The organism is Belnapia sp., from assembly GCF_059504005.1.
Map to the genome: position 1 here is coordinate 14258 of NZ_JCACHU010000099.1, position 16541 is coordinate 30798.

Below are 16541 nucleotides of genomic sequence, written 5' to 3' on the forward strand. Positions count from 1 at the left end.
CGGCGGCAAGCTATGCGCATGCCGAACCTGACCCTGGGCCCCTTCGCCGTCGACCGCGACGGCACCCTGCAACCCCGCGCGCCGGGCCTCCGCCCCGCCATGCGCTTCGCCGGGCGCGGCCGCCGCTGCGAGGCGGCGCTGACGCGGGAGGAGGTGCATCTGGCCGCCTTCGCCGCCCGGGTGCCCTCGACGGCCGAGGCGCGGGCGGGCCGGCCGGGCGCTTTCGAGGCCATCGCCGCCCTCGCCGGCAGCCTGCCGCCGGGCTGGAAGGCGCGTCTGCTGCCGGACCATCGGGTGGTGCTGGAAGCCTCGGCCCCGCTGTCGGAGCCGCCGACGGCGACCGAGCTGGTGGCCGCCATGGTGCGCTTCGCCCTCGACCTCGACCCCTATCTGGACCGGCTGGAGTCTGCCTGCGGGCCGCTCTCCGGCACCGCGAAGAGCTGGCCGGGATAGATCCGGTTGGGGTCGCGGATCTGCTCGCGGTTGGCGGCATAGATCACCGTGTAGCGGGGCCCGCGGCCATAGACCCGGCGGGCGATGCGCCAGAGGCTGTAGCCAGGCTGGACGATCAGCCTTCCGTCGCGCAGCAGGTCGTCGGGGATGAGCTCGCGCTGGAAGGGCAGCTCGATCCGCGCCGCGACGGAGCCGGCGGCGGCGAGCTGGTCCACCCGCAGCATGTGCCGGCCGATGGCGGGCTGGCGCTCCGGCGCCAGGCTCCAGCGCCCGGCGCCATCCGCCACCGCATCCCCGGCATGCTCCGGGCCGACATAGACACGGAGCCTGGCGCCCGGCGGCGCGCTGCCGGCGAAGCGCATGCCGCCCTGCTCGTCGTAGTCCACCACGTCGAGGCCGAGGCGCTGGCGCTCCGGCGCCGCCTCGGCCGGGGCCTGGAGCAGGCGCGGTTGGACGGCGCCCCCGGTGGTCGGCGGCAGCAGCATCGCCATGGCGGCCTGCGGCTGGGCCGGCTCGGGCACCAGGAGAAGGAGAGAGTCCTCGGAGGCGAGCGGCTCGGCCCCGGCAAGGCGCGCGGTCAGCGAGAGCTCGCGCATGCCGGGCGGCAGCGGCGTGGCCGGCAGGATGACCCATTCGCCGCGGCCATCGGCCCGGGCGCGGCCGAGTTCCTGGCCACCGTCGAACAGCACCACCTCTGCTCCCGGCGCGGCGCGGCCGGCCGAGACCAGCATGCCCCGGGCGCCGATGCGGGCGACGTCGAAGCTCGGGCGAACGGGGGACGGCGCGGCAGGCGCCACGGCAGTGGCGATGGCAGCCGGCGCGGCGGGCAGGGCCTGGGCGACGGGGCGGCCGGCCGGCAGCGGCGCCTCGGGCAACAGAAGGATGCCGCCCACCAGCGCCGCGAACGCCAGCCCGATCAGGCCCAGCCACTTCATGCCCTGTGCCATGGCCGCATTCATGTCATCCGATGGTCAAATATTACCATAATCTGAACGGACGCATAGGGTCAGTGGCTACGATGCAGTAACCAAACGAACATGAGCGGGAGCAGCCCGGCCACCGCCCAGCCCACCGGCTCCCCGGCCCTGCCGCCGATCCGCCCGCCGAGCGCTGGGCCGAGCCAGAGCGCGGCAAAGGGCGACGCCGCCACCAGCCAATCCGCCGTGCCGCCGCGCGCCAGCACCGGCCCGGCCGCCAGCGCGGCGAGGCCGATCGCCACCGGCAAGGCGGCTGCCGCGCTCCAGGCCCCGGCCGGCAGCGCGCCGAGGGAGGCCGCCAGGCCAACCAGCGCCAGCAGGAACCAGGGCCCCGGCGGGCCGAAGAGCCAGAGCCCCGCCGCCAGCAGCGCCATGGTCGCCGCCGCCCCGACCGGCCCGCGCAGCGCCAGCAGCCCCGCCGCGCCGAGCGCCAGCAGCGCCAGCAGCAGGACCGTCGCCCGGCGCAGGTCGGGCAGGGTCAGCGGCCCGCCCGCCAGCCACCAGGCCGCGCCGATCAGCCCGAGCGCCGCCAGCAGCACCGCCACCGCTCCGCGCCGCCCGGCCAGCGCCAGCACCAGCCCCGCCAGCGCCCCGCCGATGACGAGGGCGGGCAGCCGCTCCGGCAGTTGCCGCGGCGTGCCGGTGGCGAGGCCGAGCGCCAGCACCCAGCCCACCGCCAGCCCGATCCCTGCCCCGAGCCCCGCCAGGTCGCCCCGCCGCAGCAGCCGGAACAGCCCGGCCCAGGCCAAGGCCGCCACCAGCGCCGCCGCGACGCCACGCCAGGGAATTAGAAGTTCGATGCTCATCCGGCCCATCCTGCCCGAGCGCCAGTCCCGCTGCTAGGATCGCGCGGTCACCAGGGAGAGGCAGGATGGGCGAGGCGCCGACGCGGGACGTCAAGGTCTGGGATGGCTGGATCAGGCTGGTCCACTGGTCGATCGTCCTGCTGATCGGCATCTCCTACGCCAGCATCGAGAATGGCTGGATGAAGACGCATTACTGGTCCGGCTATGCCGTGCTGACGCTGGTGCTGTTCCGCATCGCCTGGGGCTTCGTCGGCTCGGACACGGCGCGCTTCCTGCGCTTCCTGAAGTCGCCGCTCGCCGCCTTCCACCACCTGCGCGAGTTCCCCCGGCCCGACCCGGACCGCGAGATCGGCCACAATGCGGCCGGCGGCTGGATGGTGCTGGTGCTGCTGGCGCTGCTGCTGGCCCAGCCGGTAACGGGCCTCTTCTCCGACAGCGGCTACGGCGATTACGGGCCGCTCGCCAAGTCCGTCGCCTCGGAGACGAGCGACTGGTTGACCGGGCTGCACCACCGCATCTTCAACCTGATCCTCGCCGCCGCCTCGCTGCATGTGCTGGCGGTCGGCGCCTATGCGCTGCTGAAGGGCCACGACCTGGTGCGGCCGATGGTCACCGGGCGCAAGGCGCTGCCGACGGATGCGGTGCCGCCGCGGCTCGGCTCGCCGATGCTGGCCGCCGCCTTGCTCGGCGCGGCGGCCTTGCTGGTCTTCAGCGTGACGCGCTTCGGCTAGAGGATGTTGAAGAGGTAGAGCAGGATCAGGATCGGGATGGGGATGCCGAGAAGCCAAAGCATGATGCCGCGCATGGTTATACTCCCTCGCGTTCCAACGGCACCGGAACGCTTGCATCCGCAATGCGGTGCGCGGGCTCCGCGCCTCGTGATGCTCGCGGTGCTGCTGGCGCTCGCGGGCTGCGCCGAGGATCCGAGCGCCAACTATCTCGGCGGCTTCGGCGACCCGGTGCGCGGCGCCGCGCTCTACGCCCCGCGCAACCTGGGCGATACCAGCCGCTGGGCCGGCCAGCCGGCCGAGGCGGCGGTGGCGGCGGAGCAGCTGGAGTTCCTCGCCAACGAGCTCGCCACCAACCCGCGCTACGCGCCGGAGATCAACCCCGCCGTGCTGCAGAGCCTGCAGACGGCGCGGACGGAGATGCGCGGCTATCTCGGCATCGCGCCCAATGCCGATCCCGGCGTGGTGATCGCGGCCCTCCGCCGCGCCAGCGAGGCGCTGCGCGGGGGCAGCCGCGCCGGCGCGGAGGCCGCGCTCGCCACCGCCGCCTTCACCGCCGGCCCCGCGGGGACGGTGCAGCGCCTGGCCAGCATGCCCCGCCTGCCGCGGACCGCCGAGGCGGCCGGCATGGTCGCCTCCGAAATCGACCGGCTGGAACGGCGGCGCTGAAGCATGGGTCACGCCCGCGGCCGTCCCAGCCTCCGGCGATCAGGCTCCAACCGGCCTCAAGGGTGCAGCACGGCACCCTTGGCCGCCTTGTCCACGTCCCGCTTCGGCCCGCGCAGCGCCAGCCCGACGAGGTCGGGCGCATCCGCCGGCTCGGCGCGGAAGGCCTCTCGGTTCGCCGCGTCGTGCCCGGTCTCGAACATCGCCCGCACATAGGCCGCCCGCGCCAGGTCTCGCTCGATGCCCTGCCGCCAGGCCCGCTGCAACACCTCGGGCGTCGCGGCGAAGATCAGGATGGGCTGGCCGAGCAGCCGGGCGTGCCGGCGCCCGGCCGCATCCTCATAGGGCTCGCCCATCGCCTCCGGCGCCGCGCCGGCGATGCCGGTCGCCAGGAAGGCCGTCACGTTGAGCTTCTGCCAGACCGCCAGCCCGTCCAGCACCAGGATGGCCACCTTCGTGTCGAACATCATGCCGCTCTCCTCGGCGGCATCCTCTCAGCCGGGGCGGCGCGCGTCTGGAACATCCGTGCAGAGGGCGCGGTAGGCCGCCGGCGTCAACCCGTAGGCGCGGCGGAAGCGGCGGCCGAGATGGCTCTGGTCGGCAAAGCCGCATTCCGCCGCGACCGGCGCCGGCCGTATCCCCGCGGCCAGCAGCCGGCGCGCCCGCAGCAGGCGCATCTGGATGAGGTAGGCATGCGGCGAGGTGCCATAGGCCGCGCGGAAGGCCCGGGCGAGCTGGAAGCGATCCGCCGCCCCCGCCTCCCGCGCCAGCGCATCGGCGCCGGGGTCGGCGGCGATGTCGTCGCGCAGCCGCTCCCGCGCGCGCCGCGCCATGCGGTCGTCCCGCCGCGCCGGCCTCTCCGGCGCCGGCTGGCCGAGATGCGGCCGCAGCCGCTGCACCACCGCATCCAGCGCCGCATCCCGCAGCAGCCTCTCGGCCGGCCGGGACAGGGCGATGCAGGCGGCGCGGATGGCGCGGCCCAGCAGCGGGTCGTCCTGCAGGGTCGCGGCGAAGCCGGCTGGCGCCTCGCCGAGCGCCGCCCGCAGCCAGGGCTGCGGCAGGTAGAGCATGCGATTGGCGAAGCCGCCCGCCGCCCCCGCCTGCCCGTCATGCGCCTCCTCCGGCTCCATCAGGATGACGCGGCCGAGCGTGCTGCGCTGCCGCCGGCCGCGGCAGAGGAAGTCCTGCACCCCATCCTCGGTGACGCCGACCAGCCAGTCCTCGTGCCGGTGCAGGTCATAGGCATGGGCGGCGAAGCGGGCCTCGATGACCTCGACCCCGCTCGGCCCGTCATGGACGAGGGAGACGCGGTCGCTCAAGCCGCCATCTGCTGCTCGAGCGTCGGCGCCACGTCCATCAGCGTGACGCGCCGCATGTCGCGCGGATAGGTGTGGTCCTCATAGGGCCGGGCGCGGTGCATGGTGGAGCGGTTGTCCCAGACCACCAGGTCCCACTGCCGCCAGTGATGCGCGTAGACGAAGGCCCGCTGCGTCGCATGTTCGAGGAGCTGGCGGATCAGCGCCATCGCCTCCGGCACCGGCCAGCCGACGATCCGGCCGATATGCGACGACAGGTAGATCGAATGCCGCTGCGAGCCCGGGTGCCAGCGCACCAGCCGCTGCGGCACCGGGGCGAAGTCGCGCCGCTCCTGCTCGGTATAGTCGGTGAAGCCGAGCTGGCCGCGCGAGAAGATCAGGCTGTGCTCCGTCACCATGTCGCGGATCTTCGCCTGCATCTTCGCCGGCAGCGCATCCCAGGCGGCGCGCATGTCGGCGAATTCGGTGTCGCCGCCCTCGGGCGGGACCACCCGCGCATGCAGCATGGAATACTTGGCGGGCGTCGCCTTGAAGCTGCTGTCGCTGTGCCAGAGCTGGTTGCCGAGGTTGAACATCCGCCGCCGGTCATCGGCGCCCAGCAGCTTGCCGTCGAGGTCGATATTGGAGATGTCGGCCATCTGCTGGTGCTTCAGCCGCTGCTTGTGGACATCAACGACGCCCCGCGTCTGCTCGAGCGGGCCGAGCGCCGCGCCGAAGGCCATCTGCTGGTCGTCGTCGAGCCGCTGGTCGCGGAAGACGAGGACGGCGTAGCGGTCCATCGCGCGGTGGATGGCCTCGCAGAGGTCGGGGCCCGGGGTCTGCCGCAGGTCGAGGCCCGAGACCTCGGCGGCGAAGAGCGGATGGAGCGGCGTGAGCTGCAAGGTCATGGCTGATCCTCCCGCCTGGTATGCTAGGCCCATCCGGGCTACAGGCGGTAGACCTCCGCCGCCGTGCCGCCGAGGATGCGGGCGAGGGCCGGCTCCGGCAGCTCGTCGAGCAGGGCGAGGCTCGCCGCGCGCCAGGCTGCGTAGCCGCCGGCGAGGTCCACCACCGGCCAGTCGCTGCCCCACATCACCCGCTCCGCGCCGAAGGCATGCAGGAGATGCGCGGCGTAGGGGCGCAGGTCCTCGACCTGCCAGCCCGGCACCGCCTCGGTCACCAGGCCGGAGAGCTTGCAGGTGACGTTGGGGCTGCGCGCCAGGGCGGCGACCCCCTCGGCCCAGGGCTCGATCCGCCGCGCCGCGATCTCCGGCTTGCCGCCATGGTCGAGGACGATCGACAGGCTCGGGTGTCGCGCCGCCAGCGCCCGGATGAAGGACAGGTGCACCGGGCGGACCAGCGCATCGAGGACGAGGCCGCGCGCCGCCATCTCCTCCAGCGCCGGGCCGAGCTCGGGGCGGAGGATCCAGTCCGGCTCCGGCAGGTCGTGCAGCATGGGGCGGAGGCCCCGCAGCAGCGGGTCCACCGCCAGGGCCGCGACGCGCTCCGGCTGGTCGAGCGGCACCCAGCCCACCACGCCGCGCACCAGCCCGGCCGAGCCCCGCGCGGCATCGAGCATGAAGCGCGTCTCCGCCTCGGTCGGCGCCGCCTGGACCAGCACGGTGGCGGTGATGTCGCCGAGCAGGGGGCGGAGGTCATCGAGGCCGTAGTCGCGGCAGATCGGGCTCTCCGGCCGCAGCCAGCCATAGTCGCCGCGGGCGACGCGCCAGACATGGTGGTGGGCGTCGACCTTCATGCCGACGGCACCGCCGCCCCGGGCGGGACCAGCCCGGCCTCGCGCAGCGCCGTCCAGAAGCCGGGCGGGATCGGGTGCGCCATCAACCGGGCATTCTCCTCTACCTCCGCCGGCGTCCGCCCGCCGGGGATGACGGCCGCCACCACCTCGGGTGCCGCGCAGAATTGCAGCGCCGCGGCCTTCAGCCGCACGCCCCGCTGCGCGCAGAAGGCGGCGAGCCTGTCGCGCCGCGCCAGCAGCCCGGCCGGGGCGGGTACGTAGTTGAAGGTGTCACCGCCGGCCAGCAGGCCGGAATTGTACGGCCCGCCGATGATGAGGCTGGCGCCGCGCGCCGCGCAGGCCGGGATCAGCCGCTCCAGCGCGCCATGGTCGAGCAGCGTGTAGCGCCCGGCGATGAGGAAGAGGTCCGGGTCGGCCTGCTCCAGCGCCAGCAGGCAGGGCTCCACATTGTTGACGCCGAGGCCCCAGGCGCGGATCGCCCCCTCCTCCCGCAGCCGGGTGAGGGCCGGGGCGGCGCCGGCCATCGCCTCGGCGAAGCGATCCGGCCAGGCCGGGCCGTGCGGATCCTCTGCCGCGTCATGGATCAGCACGATGTCGAGGCGGGCGAGGCCGAGCCGCGCCAGGCTGTGCTCGATGGAGCGCAGCGTCGCCTCCGCCGAGTAGTCGTAGCGCACGCGGAAGGGCAGGCCACCGAAGAAGCTGTGCTGCTCGTAGGGGGCCGCCGGGTCCGCCTCCAGCAGCCGGCCGACTTTGGTGCAGAGGGTGAAGGCGTCACGCGGCTTCCGCCGCAGCACGCGGCCCATGCGGTGCTCGGACAGCCCGAGCCCGTAGAGCGGCGCCGTGTCGAAGAGGCGGATGCCCGCCGCCCAGGCCGCCTCGATCGCCGCCTCCGCCACCTCCTCCTCGATGGGGGCGAAGAGGTTGCCGAGCGGCGCCCCGCCCAGGCCGAGCGGGCCCTCCGGCCGCCAGCGGCTCATCGCACCACCCCCTTGGTGAGGATGATGTTGCCGTAGAGCCGCCGCTCCCCCGTCGCCACCACCGCGAAGGCCTCGCGCGCCAGGGCGTAGAAACCCTGCCGCGGTACCGCGCGGGGCGCGCCGGCCCCAGCGCCGCGCAGCAGCCGGGTGAACTCGGCGACGGCCTCCGGCATGGCGGAGGGGTCGCCGACCACCTCCATCACCACCGCCGGGTCCGGCTCGAAATCGTCGACCGGCAGGACGGAGAGGATGGCGCGCAGCGCGGCCGCGGCATCCGTGCCGTCCAGCCGGACCAGCCGGCGGGCATTGGCGGCCGCGGGGAAATTGGCATCGACGATGGCGATGCGGTCGCCATGGCCGGCGCTCGCCAGCGCATGCAGCAGGTCGGGGGTGAGCAGGGGGTCGAGGCCCAGCAGCATGGCGGCAGCCCTGGCAGTGGGCATGGAGCCTGCCGCCGCGCCGGGGCCGCCGGCAAGGCCCGGCGCCCCCGCCTCACGCGCGCGTGCTGCTCAGGCCTCCGCCGGCACGAGCACCGGCTGGCGCAGCGCGGCGCGCAGGAATTCCCAGGCCGTGGCCAGGTGGCGGCGCAGCGCCGCCTCCGCGCCATCCGCATCCCGCGCGACGATCGCCGCCAGGATCTCGGCATGGGCGGCATGGTTCACCCGGTCGAACTCCGCCCCGCGTGGCATCAGCCGCCAGTGCTGCTGCAGCCATTCGACATAGGCGCGATGCACCTCCAGGTAGATCGGGTTGCGCGGCACCCGGTAGAGCAGGGCGTGGAAGGCCGCATCCGTCGCGTAGAAGCGCTCGGGGTCGCCGATCGCGGCGCCATTGGCCGCCAGCGCCGCCTCCAGCGCCGCGATGTCCTCGCGCCGCGCCTGCAGCGCCGCGTGGCGGACCAGCGCCGCCTCGAGGAAGACGCGCGTCTCGAACAGGTTCCGGACCCCCGCCTCGTCCTCCACGAGATGCGCGACGAGGCGCCCGAGCGTATCGACCGCCGCCTCGTAGTCCCGCCCGCGCACCACCGGCCGGTGCCCGGGCCGCGTCACCAGCAGGCCGCGGGCGGCGAGGCCCTGGATCGCCTCCCGCACCGCGGAGCGGCTGACGCCGAAGCGGCGCATCAGCTCCCGCTCGGTCGGCAGGCGGGCGCCGGAGGGCAGGGTGCCGGCGCCGATCAGCCGCGCCAGCTCGGCCGAGACGGTATCGGCGAGCCGCATGGCGTAGCGGGGAGGAGGGCTCTGGTCCATGGCCCAGCTTCGCGGCTCCGGGCGGCTTCGCCAAGAGGACAACAATCATTTTGGTCGGACCAAATACAGGCCGCTCACGAAAATGAGTGGTGACTTGGGCCAATGGCTCGGTTCAGACTTGCTTCTGGTCAGACCAAAACGGCCACGAAGCGTCTCGCCGTCGGCGGGGCAGGCGACCGGCCGAAGCCGGCGCCGGAGACGGAGGAGCGACCGGAATGAGCATCCCGCGCAGGACTATCCTTGCCCTGGCCGCGGCCGCCTCGCCGCTGGCGGCGGCCCTCGCCCAGGGCACGATGCCGAAGCTGGAGCGCAAGGCGAATTACCGCGTCGGCTTCGCCCAGACCGAGAGCAACAACCCCTGGCGCATCGCCCAGACCGAGAGCATGCGCGCCGAGGCGCAGAAGCGCGGCGACCAGTTCGTCTACACCGACGCCGCCGCCTCCGCCGCCAAGCAGGTCTCCGACGTCAACTCCATGATCGCGCAGAGGGTGGACCTGATCTTCCTCGCCCCGCGCGAGGAGCGGCCGCTGGTCCCCGCCGTCATGGCGGCGAAGCGCGCCGGCATCCCCGTCATCCTGCTCGACCGCCGCGTCGATGCCGGCCAGGCCCAAGCCGGGCGGGACTACGTGACCTTCATCGGCTCCGACTTCGTCGACCAGGGCCGCCGCGCCGCGGAATGGCTGGACAAGGCAGTGAGCGGCAAGGCCCGGATCATCGAGCTGCAGGGCACCACCGGCTCCTCCCCCGCCAATGACCGGCGCAAGGGCTTCGCCGACCACATCGCCAAGCGCGGCGACATGAAGGTCATCGCCAGCCAGTCCGGCGACTTCGTCCGCGACAAGGGCCGGCAGGTGGCCGAGGCGCTGCTGCAGGCGCACCCCGACGCGACGGCGATCTACGCCCATAACGACGAGATGGCGATCGGCGCCATCGCCGCGCTCGAGGCCCGTGGCCGGAAGCCCGGCCAGGACGTCATCATCGTCTCCATCGACGGCACGCGCAGCGCGCTGCAGGCCATCATCGACGGCAAGATGGGCGCGACGGTCGAGAGCAACCCGCGCTTCGGCCCCAAGGCCTTCGAGACGCTGGACCGCTATGCACGCGGTGAGGCAATCGACCAGTGGGTCGTCGTGCCGGACCGCTTCTTCGACCGCGAGAACGCCCAGCAATTCCTCGCCGACGCCTACTGAGGCGCATCGCGCCATGCTGCTGTCGATGCGCGGCATCGAGAAGCGCTTCGCCGGCGTCGCGGCCCTCTCCGGCGCGACGCTGGAGGTCGCGCCCGGCGAGGCGCATGCGCTGATCGGCCAGAACGGCGCCGGGAAGTCGACGCTGATCAAGATCCTGACCGGCTATCACCGCTGCGATGCCGGCACGATCGAGTTCGACGGAAAGCCCTTCGACCCGCGCAGCCCGGCCGAGGCGCAGGCCTCCGGCATCAGCACCATCCACCAGGAGATCAACCTGGTGGGCTACCGCTCCGTCACCGAAAATATCTGCCTCGGGCGGGAAAGCCGCCGCTTCGGCCTGCTCGACTGGCGGGCGATGCACCGCGAGGCGGAGGCGGCGCTCGCCCGGCTCGGCCTCGAGATCGATGTTCGCCGGCCGCTCGCCGACTACACCACCGCCGTGCAGCAGATGGTCGCCATCGCCCGGGCGCTCGGCTTCCGCGCCAGGCTGGTGGTGATGGACGAGCCAACCTCCTCGCTCGACGACCGCGAGGTGGCCGTCCTCTTCGATGTGATCCGCCGGCTGAAGGCCGACGGCGTCTCGGTCGTCTTCGTCAGCCATAAATTGGACGAGCTCTACGCCGTCTGCGACCGCGTGACGGTGATGCGCGACGGGCGGACGGTGCGCGTCGCGCCGATGGATGGCATCACCCGCCTCCAGCTCGTCTCCGACATGCTCGGCCGCGACATCGCCGAGAGCGGCGCGGCTGGCTCCGCCGCGCAGTCGGCGCGGGCCGGGGAGGAGGTGCTGGCGATCGAGGGGCTGCACGCCCCGCCGCGCGTCCGCGGCGCGAGCCTCGCCGTCCGCCGCGGCGAGATCGTGGGCCTCGCCGGGCTGCTCGGCGCCGGCCGGTCTGAGACGGTGCGCGTGGCCTTCGGCGCCGATGCCGCGGCCGATGCCGGCCGGCTCCGCTTCGAGGGCCGCGCCTTCTCGCCCGCCGAGCCGCGCGAGGCGATCCGCGCCGGCATCGGCTTCTGCTCCGAGGACCGCAAGATCGAGAGCATCGTCCCCGAGATGAGCGTGCGGGAGAACCTGACGCTCGCCCTGCTCCCCCATCTCGCCCGGGCGGGCGTGGTGGACGAGGCGCGGCAGCGCGAGGTCGTGGACCGCTTCATCCGCCGCCTCGGCGTGCGCTGCGCCGGCCCGGACCAGCCGATCCGCGAGCTCTCGGGCGGCAACCAGCAGAAGGTGCTGCTCGCCCGCTGGCTCTGCATGGACCCGAAGCTGCTGATCCTCGACGAGCCGACCCGCGGCATCGATGTCGGCGCCAAGGCGGAGATCCAGGCGCTGATCCGCGAGCTGGCCGAGGGTGGCCTCGCCGTGCTGATGGTCAGCTCCGAGGTGAAGGAGATCGTGGACGGCGCCGATCGCGCCTATGTCATGCGCGACGGCCGCACCGTCGCCGAGCTTGCCGGGGAGCGCCTGACCGAGGATGCGCTGATGGCCGCCATGGCGCATGGCCCGCATGAGGCGGTGCTGGCCGAGGGTGCCCCGCATGAGTGACGCCGGCACCCTCGCCGCCCCCGTCGCCCGGTCGCGCCAGGCCGGCGCCATCGCCGCCCGCTGGGGCGCGCCGATCGCCCTGCTGCTGCTGCTCGCCTTCAACCTGGCGGTGACGCCGCATTTCGCCTCCTGGCAGACGCTCTACGTCAACCTCACCCAGGTCGCGCCCATCGTCATCGTGGCGACGGGGATGACGCTGGTGATCGCGACCGGCGGCATCGACCTCTCGGTCGGCTCGCTGATGGCGATCGCGGGGGCGCTGGCGCCGCAGATCTTCCTCGGCCTGCCGGGCCTCGGCGGCGTGGCGCTGGCGCTGGTGGTGCCGATCGCGGTCGCGGCCGCCCTCGGCTGGGGCAACGGGCTGCTGGTGACGCGCTTCGCCATCCAGCCCATCGTGGCGACGCTGGTGCTCTTCATCGCCGGCCGCGGCATCGCCCAGGTGATGACAGGCGGCAACCTGCAGGAATTCAGCCAGCCCGCCTTCCAGGTGATCGGCCTCGGCACCCTGCTTGGCTTGCCGGTGCAGGTCTGGCTGATGCTCGCCGTGGTCGGCATCGCCGCCTGGGTGCTGCGCCGGACGGTGCTGGGGCGGCAGATCCTCGCCGTCGGCGGCAATGAGCGCGCGGCGCATCTCACCGGCATCCCGGTCGGACAGGTGAAGCGGCTGGTTTACGCCGTCTCCGGCGCGCTGGCGGGGCTGGCGGGGCTGGTGGTGATCGCCATCAACTCCTCCTCGGATGCCAATCTCGTCGGCCTCGGCATGGAGCTCGACGCCATCGCCGCCGTCGCGGTGGGCGGCACGCTGCTGGCCGGCGGGCGAGCGAGCGTGCTCGGCACGCTGGTCGGCGCACTGATCATCCAGCTGCTGCGCTTCACGCTGCTGGCGAATGGCGTGCCGGATGCGGCGGCGCTGGTGGTGAAGGCGGGGGTGATCCTGCTCGCCGTCTGGGTCCAGCGGCGGGGGCGCTGAGGCGATGGGCGCGACCCTCTCCCGGCTCGCGGGGCGGCAGGCGGTGCTGCTGGCGCTCGCCGCGCTGATCCTCTTCGGCGCGCTGCGCTATGAGCATTTCCTCGGCTGGTTCAATATCACGACGCTGCTGCGCTACAACGCGCTCTTCGCCTTGGTGGCGCTCGGGATGGCCTTCGTCATCATGACGGGCGGGATCGACCTCTCGGTCGGCTCCGTCGCGGCGCTGGCGAGCGTGGTCTCGGCGCATCTCTCGGGCGCTGGGCTGCTGCCGGCGGTCGCGGGCGGCGTCGGCGCCGGCCTCGCCGTCGGGCTGCTGAACGGCGCGCTGGTGACGCGGGGCGGGCTCGCCCCATTCGTCACGACGCTCGCCACCATGCTGGGCGCCAGCGGCCTTGCCCTGCTGCTGGCCGACAACCAGTCCGTCCCCGTCTCCTACGACACGGGTTTCGTCGAGATCGGCCAGGGCGACATCCTCAACTTCCCCGTCCCCGGCTGGATCGCGCTGCTGGCCTATGTCGCCGGCGGGGTGCTGCTGCATCTCACCGGCTTCGGCCGCACCGTGCTCGCGGTCGGCGGCAATGCCGATGCGGCGCGGCTGATGGGGCTGAAGGCGGAGCGCGCCGTCTTCCTCGTCTATCTCGGCAGCGGCGGGCTCGCGGGTCTCGCCGGCGTGCTGCTCGCCGCCCAATTCGGCGCCGGCCAGCCGATCGAGGGCGTGGGGTGGGAGCTCTTTGCCATCGCCGCGACCGTCGTCGGCGGCACGCTGCTGACGGGCGGCATCGGCTCGGTCGGCGGCACGCTGGCCGGCGTCCTGCTGCTCGGCCTGATCTTCAACATCCTCAATTTCGAGAACGGGCTCGGGACGATCAGCCTCTCCGTCTACTGGCAGTCGGTGATCCGCGGGCTGTTCCTGCTGGTCGTCGTGCTGCTGCAGGCGCGGCTGCTGGCGGCCCGCACCGCGCCGGCCCGCTGAAGGAGCAACCATGCCTCGCATCGCCTCGCTCGAGATCGGCTTCTACCGCATCCCCCTGCCCGAGGTGCTGACCGACAGCATGCATGGCGAGATGCGTGCCTTCGAGCTCAACACCATCCGCATCCGCGACGCCGATGGCGCCGAGGGCGTGGGCTACACCTTCACCGTCGGCCGCAACGGCGCCGCGGTCGATGCCGTGCTGTCGCGCGAATTCCCGGAGATCATCACCGGCGAGGATGCGGATGGCATCGAGCGCCTCTGGCACAAGGCCTGGTGGGCGCTGCATTACGGCGGGCGCGGCGGGCCGACCGTCCTCGCCCTCTCGGCCGTCGACATGGCGCTCTGGGACCTGAAGGCGCGCCGCGTGGGGCTGCCGCTCTGGAACATCCTCGGCGGCTTCGACCCGAAGGTGCCGGCCTATGCAGGGGGGATCGATCTCGACCTCTCGCTCGAGGCGCTGCTGAAGCAGACCGACGGCAACCTGGCCAAGGGCTTCCGCGCCATCAAGATGAAGGTCGGCCGCAAGCGCCTGGCCGAGGACGTGGCCCGCGTCGCCGCCATGCGCGCCCATCTCGGCGAGGGCTTCCCGCTGATGGCCGACGCCAACATGAAGTGGACGGTGGACGAGGCGATCCGCGCCGCCCGCGCCTTCCTGCCCCACGACCTCACCTGGATCGAGGAGCCGACCATCCCCGACGACCCGGCCGGCCATGCCCGCATCCTGCGCGAAGGTGGGCTGCCGGTGGCAGCCGGCGAGAATCTCCGCACGCTCTGGGACTTCAAGCAGTACATCGCCGGCGGCGCGGTGAGCTTCCCCGAGCCGGACGTGACCAATTGCGGTGGCGTGACGCCCTTCATGAAGATCGCGCACCTGGCCGAGGCCTTCAACATGCCCGTCACTTCCCATGGCGCGCATGACGTGACGGTGCACCTCCTCGCCGCCTGCCCGAACCGCAGCTATCTCGAGGCGCATGGCTTCGGCCTCGAGCGCTACATCGCCGAACCGCTGAGGATCGAGGAGGGCTTCGCCATCGCCCCCGACCGGCCCGGCCACGGCATCGCCTTCGACTGGGAGGGCCTCGCGCGGCTCAAGGCATGATGGAACGCTACGACCATATCGTCATCGGCGGCGGCTCCTCCGGCTGCGTCGCCGCCGCCCGGCTGGTGGCCGGCGGCGCGCGGGTGCTGCTGCTGGAGGCCGGCCATTCCCACCGCCACCCGCTGCTCGACATGCCGCCGGGCATCTTCAAGATGATCAACGGCAGCAAGTTCATGCGCTACCACCAGACGGTGCCGCAGGCGCATCTGGACGGGCGGGTGCACGACATCCCGCAGGCGAATGTGCTGGGCGGCGGTTCGTCGGTGAATGCGCAGGTCTATATGCGCGGCCGCCCCTCCGACTACGACGCCTGGCACGAGGCGCTGCGCGGCGACAACGACTATCCCGGCTGGCGCTGGACCGATGTGCTGCCGCATTTCCGCGGCATGGAGGGCAACAACCGCTTGCACAACGAGCTGCATGGCAGCGACGGGCCGCTTCTTGTCTCAGATCCCGGCCATATCGACGATATCTCGCGCTGGTTCATCCAGGCGGTACAGGCGATGGGGGAGCCCTACAACCACGACTTCAACGGCCCGGTGCAGCGCGGCGTCGGCTTCTACCAGTTCATGAACCGCCGCGGCCGTCGCAGCAGCGCGGCCTATGCCTTCATCACCCCGCTCGAGAGCAACCCGAACCTCACCCTCCGCCTGCAGGCGCGGGTGCGGCGGATCGACATCGAGGGCGGCCGCGCCGTCGGCGTTACCTGGCGCGACGCGAAGGGGCAGGAGCACCGCGCCGCGGCGGATGGCGAGGTCATCCTTGCCGCCGGCTCGCTCGTCACGCCGCAGCTGCTGATGCTCTCCGGCATCGGGCCGGCCGCGCATCTGCGCGAGATGGGCATCGACTGCCTGATCGACCTGCCCGGCATCGGCGAGAACCTGATCGACCACCCCGAGGTGCCGATCATCGCCATGGCGAAGGGCAAGCATGGTTATTACCGCCAGGGCGTCGGCTGGCGGATGCTGCTCAACGGGCTGCACTTCAAGCTCTTCGGCACCGGCCGCATCCTCTCGGCAGGCGTCGAGGCTGGGGCCTTCGTCAACCCGCTCGACCGAGAGGCGGAGCCGACGATCCAGGCCTTCTGCGTGCCGATCGTCTATCTCGACCGCGACACGCTGACCCTGGTGAAGGACAGCTACGGCGTCACCGTGACCACGGTCGTCGTGAAGCCGAAGTCGCGCGGCCATGTCCGCCTGCGCTCGGCAGACCCGGATGCGATGCCGCTCGTCTCGCCCAACCTGCTACAGCATCCGGACGACGCGCGCGCCATGATCGCTGGGCAGCGCTTCTTCCTCCGCGCCTTCCAGACCAACCCGCTGGCGGATCGCATCGCCTCGGTCGCCATCCCCGATCCGGCCAAGCTCGATGACGCGTCGATCATGAAGCACTGCCGCCGCTTCGTGAAAACCAACTACCACCCCGCCGGCACCTGCCGTATGGGCTCGGCGAACGATCCGATGGCAGTACTCGACTCGCGACTGCGGCTGCGCGGCGTTGCTAACCTCCGCATCTGCGACCTCTCGGCGATGCCGGACATCAACGCCGGCAACACCAATGCGCCGGCGATGATGATGGGCAGCCGTTGCGCGGAGTTCGTGATGAGCGAGATGGGCCAGGAAGCTCACGCCACCCGCCATGTCATCACGACGACGACGTAGCGCCATGGGAGCTGCGCCATCGCGCTGACCGGAAGCAACCAAGCTTCAGGGCTCAGGGCTACGCTGTTGTTGAGCGGGCTGCACCGGAAGCCCTGCTCTTGGTTGCGCTCAAATTACGTCCCCCCTTGGCTTGGCCTTGGGGGGTTTGTGTTGTGGGATGCGGGGACAGGATTTGAACCTGTGACCTTCAGGTTATGAGC

General features: G+C 72.6%; 18 protein-coding genes. 9 read left to right on the plus strand and 9 right to left on the minus strand.

Annotated elements, in window-relative coordinates:
• Window positions 1–18 precede the first annotated feature (18 nt).
• A complete protein-coding gene (locus AC5JJ1_RS14255) occupies window positions 19–453 on the plus strand; it encodes a hypothetical protein (protein ID WP_495785769.1) in 435 nt (144 codons plus the stop codon).
• On the opposite strand, the gene AC5JJ1_RS14260 is transcribed toward AC5JJ1_RS14255, so the two are convergent.
• Together AC5JJ1_RS14260 and AC5JJ1_RS14265 are read right to left on the minus strand one after the other, a co-directional pair.
• On the minus strand, window positions 387–1388 hold the full coding sequence (locus AC5JJ1_RS14260) for a LysM peptidoglycan-binding domain-containing protein (protein ID WP_495785770.1): 1002 nt from the start codon (window positions 1386–1388) through the stop codon (window positions 387–389). The genes AC5JJ1_RS14255 and AC5JJ1_RS14260 overlap by 67 nt on opposite strands.
• 71 nt (window positions 1389–1459) lie before the next feature.
• Window positions 1460–2236, minus strand: a complete 777-nt coding sequence (locus AC5JJ1_RS14265) for a hypothetical protein (protein WP_495785771.1) — start codon at window positions 2234–2236, stop codon at window positions 1460–1462.
• A gap of 65 nt (window positions 2237–2301) precedes the next feature.
• On the opposite strand from AC5JJ1_RS14265, the gene AC5JJ1_RS14270 reads away from it, so the two are divergent.
• Both AC5JJ1_RS14270 and AC5JJ1_RS14275 read left to right on the plus strand, forming a co-directional pair.
• Window positions 2302–2967, plus strand: coding sequence for a cytochrome b/b6 domain-containing protein (locus AC5JJ1_RS14270; RefSeq protein WP_495785772.1), 666 nt, complete (start codon window positions 2302–2304; stop codon window positions 2965–2967).
• A gap of 147 nt (window positions 2968–3114) precedes the next feature.
• A complete protein-coding gene (locus AC5JJ1_RS14275) occupies window positions 3115–3633 on the plus strand; it encodes a hypothetical protein (protein ID WP_495785773.1) in 519 nt (172 codons plus the stop codon).
• Window positions 3634–3689: 56 nt separating this feature from the next.
• Here AC5JJ1_RS14275 and AC5JJ1_RS14280 read toward each other — a convergent pair whose 3' ends face one another.
• The 7 genes from AC5JJ1_RS14280 to AC5JJ1_RS14310 form a co-directional block, all read right to left on the minus strand.
• Entirely contained in the window at window positions 3690–4100 is a 411-nt protein-coding gene (locus AC5JJ1_RS14280; protein ID WP_495785774.1) for a DUF2000 family protein, read from the minus strand.
• A 24-nt stretch (window positions 4101–4124) separates the two neighbouring features.
• Entirely contained in the window at window positions 4125–4949 is an 825-nt protein-coding gene (locus AC5JJ1_RS14285; RefSeq protein ID WP_495785775.1) for an AraC family transcriptional regulator, read from the minus strand.
• Window positions 4946–5833 (minus strand): TauD/TfdA dioxygenase family protein, encoded by an 888-nt coding sequence (locus AC5JJ1_RS14290; RefSeq protein WP_495785776.1) that lies wholly within the window; start codon window positions 5831–5833, stop codon window positions 4946–4948. The genes AC5JJ1_RS14285 and AC5JJ1_RS14290 overlap by 4 nt, the downstream gene beginning before the upstream one ends.
• A gap of 38 nt (window positions 5834–5871) precedes the next feature.
• Window positions 5872–6681, minus strand: coding sequence for an amidohydrolase family protein (locus AC5JJ1_RS14295; protein WP_495785777.1), 810 nt, complete (start codon window positions 6679–6681; stop codon window positions 5872–5874).
• The gene (locus AC5JJ1_RS14300; protein ID WP_495785778.1) at window positions 6678–7658 is read right to left on the minus strand and encodes an aldo/keto reductase; all 981 of its coding nucleotides are present in this window, start codon (window positions 7656–7658) and stop codon (window positions 6678–6680) included. Before AC5JJ1_RS14300 ends, AC5JJ1_RS14295 begins: the two co-directional genes overlap by 4 nt.
• Window positions 7655–8101 (minus strand): RbsD/FucU family protein, encoded by a 447-nt coding sequence (locus AC5JJ1_RS14305; protein ID WP_495785779.1) that lies wholly within the window; start codon window positions 8099–8101, stop codon window positions 7655–7657. The genes AC5JJ1_RS14300 and AC5JJ1_RS14305 overlap by 4 nt, the downstream gene beginning before the upstream one ends.
• A 66-nt stretch (window positions 8102–8167) precedes the next feature.
• Window positions 8168–8905, minus strand: coding sequence for a FadR/GntR family transcriptional regulator (locus AC5JJ1_RS14310; RefSeq protein WP_495785780.1), 738 nt, complete (start codon window positions 8903–8905; stop codon window positions 8168–8170).
• A gap of 215 nt (window positions 8906–9120) precedes the next feature.
• Between AC5JJ1_RS14310 and AC5JJ1_RS14315 the strand changes: the two genes are divergently transcribed.
• Genes AC5JJ1_RS14315 through AC5JJ1_RS14340 form a run of 6 tightly spaced genes read left to right on the plus strand, consistent with a single transcriptional unit; the run spans window position 9121 to window position 16341 of the window.
• Window positions 9121–10095 carry an ABC transporter substrate-binding protein gene (locus AC5JJ1_RS14315; protein ID WP_495785781.1) on the plus strand — a complete coding sequence of 325 codons (975 nt, stop codon included), beginning with the start codon at window positions 9121–9123 and terminating at the stop codon, window positions 10093–10095.
• Window positions 10096–10108: 13 nt separating this feature from the next.
• On the plus strand, window positions 10109–11638 hold the full coding sequence (locus tag AC5JJ1_RS14320) for a sugar ABC transporter ATP-binding protein (RefSeq protein ID WP_495785782.1): 1530 nt from the start codon (window positions 10109–10111) through the stop codon (window positions 11636–11638).
• Window positions 11631–12608 carry an ABC transporter permease gene (locus AC5JJ1_RS14325; RefSeq protein ID WP_495785783.1) on the plus strand — a complete coding sequence of 326 codons (978 nt, stop codon included), beginning with the start codon at window positions 11631–11633 and terminating at the stop codon, window positions 12606–12608. The genes AC5JJ1_RS14320 and AC5JJ1_RS14325 overlap by 8 nt, the downstream gene beginning before the upstream one ends.
• 4 nt (window positions 12609–12612) lie before the next feature.
• Entirely contained in the window at window positions 12613–13581 is a 969-nt protein-coding gene (locus tag AC5JJ1_RS14330; protein WP_495785784.1) for an ABC transporter permease, read from the plus strand.
• Between the two features lie 10 nt (window positions 13582–13591).
• On the plus strand, window positions 13592–14680 hold the full coding sequence (locus AC5JJ1_RS14335; RefSeq protein ID WP_495785785.1) for a mandelate racemase/muconate lactonizing enzyme family protein: 1089 nt from the start codon (window positions 13592–13594) through the stop codon (window positions 14678–14680).
• On the plus strand, window positions 14677–16341 hold the full coding sequence (locus AC5JJ1_RS14340) for a GMC family oxidoreductase (protein WP_495785786.1): 1665 nt from the start codon (window positions 14677–14679) through the stop codon (window positions 16339–16341). Before AC5JJ1_RS14335 ends, AC5JJ1_RS14340 begins: the two co-directional genes overlap by 4 nt.
• Window positions 16342–16541: the final 200 nt, after the last annotated feature.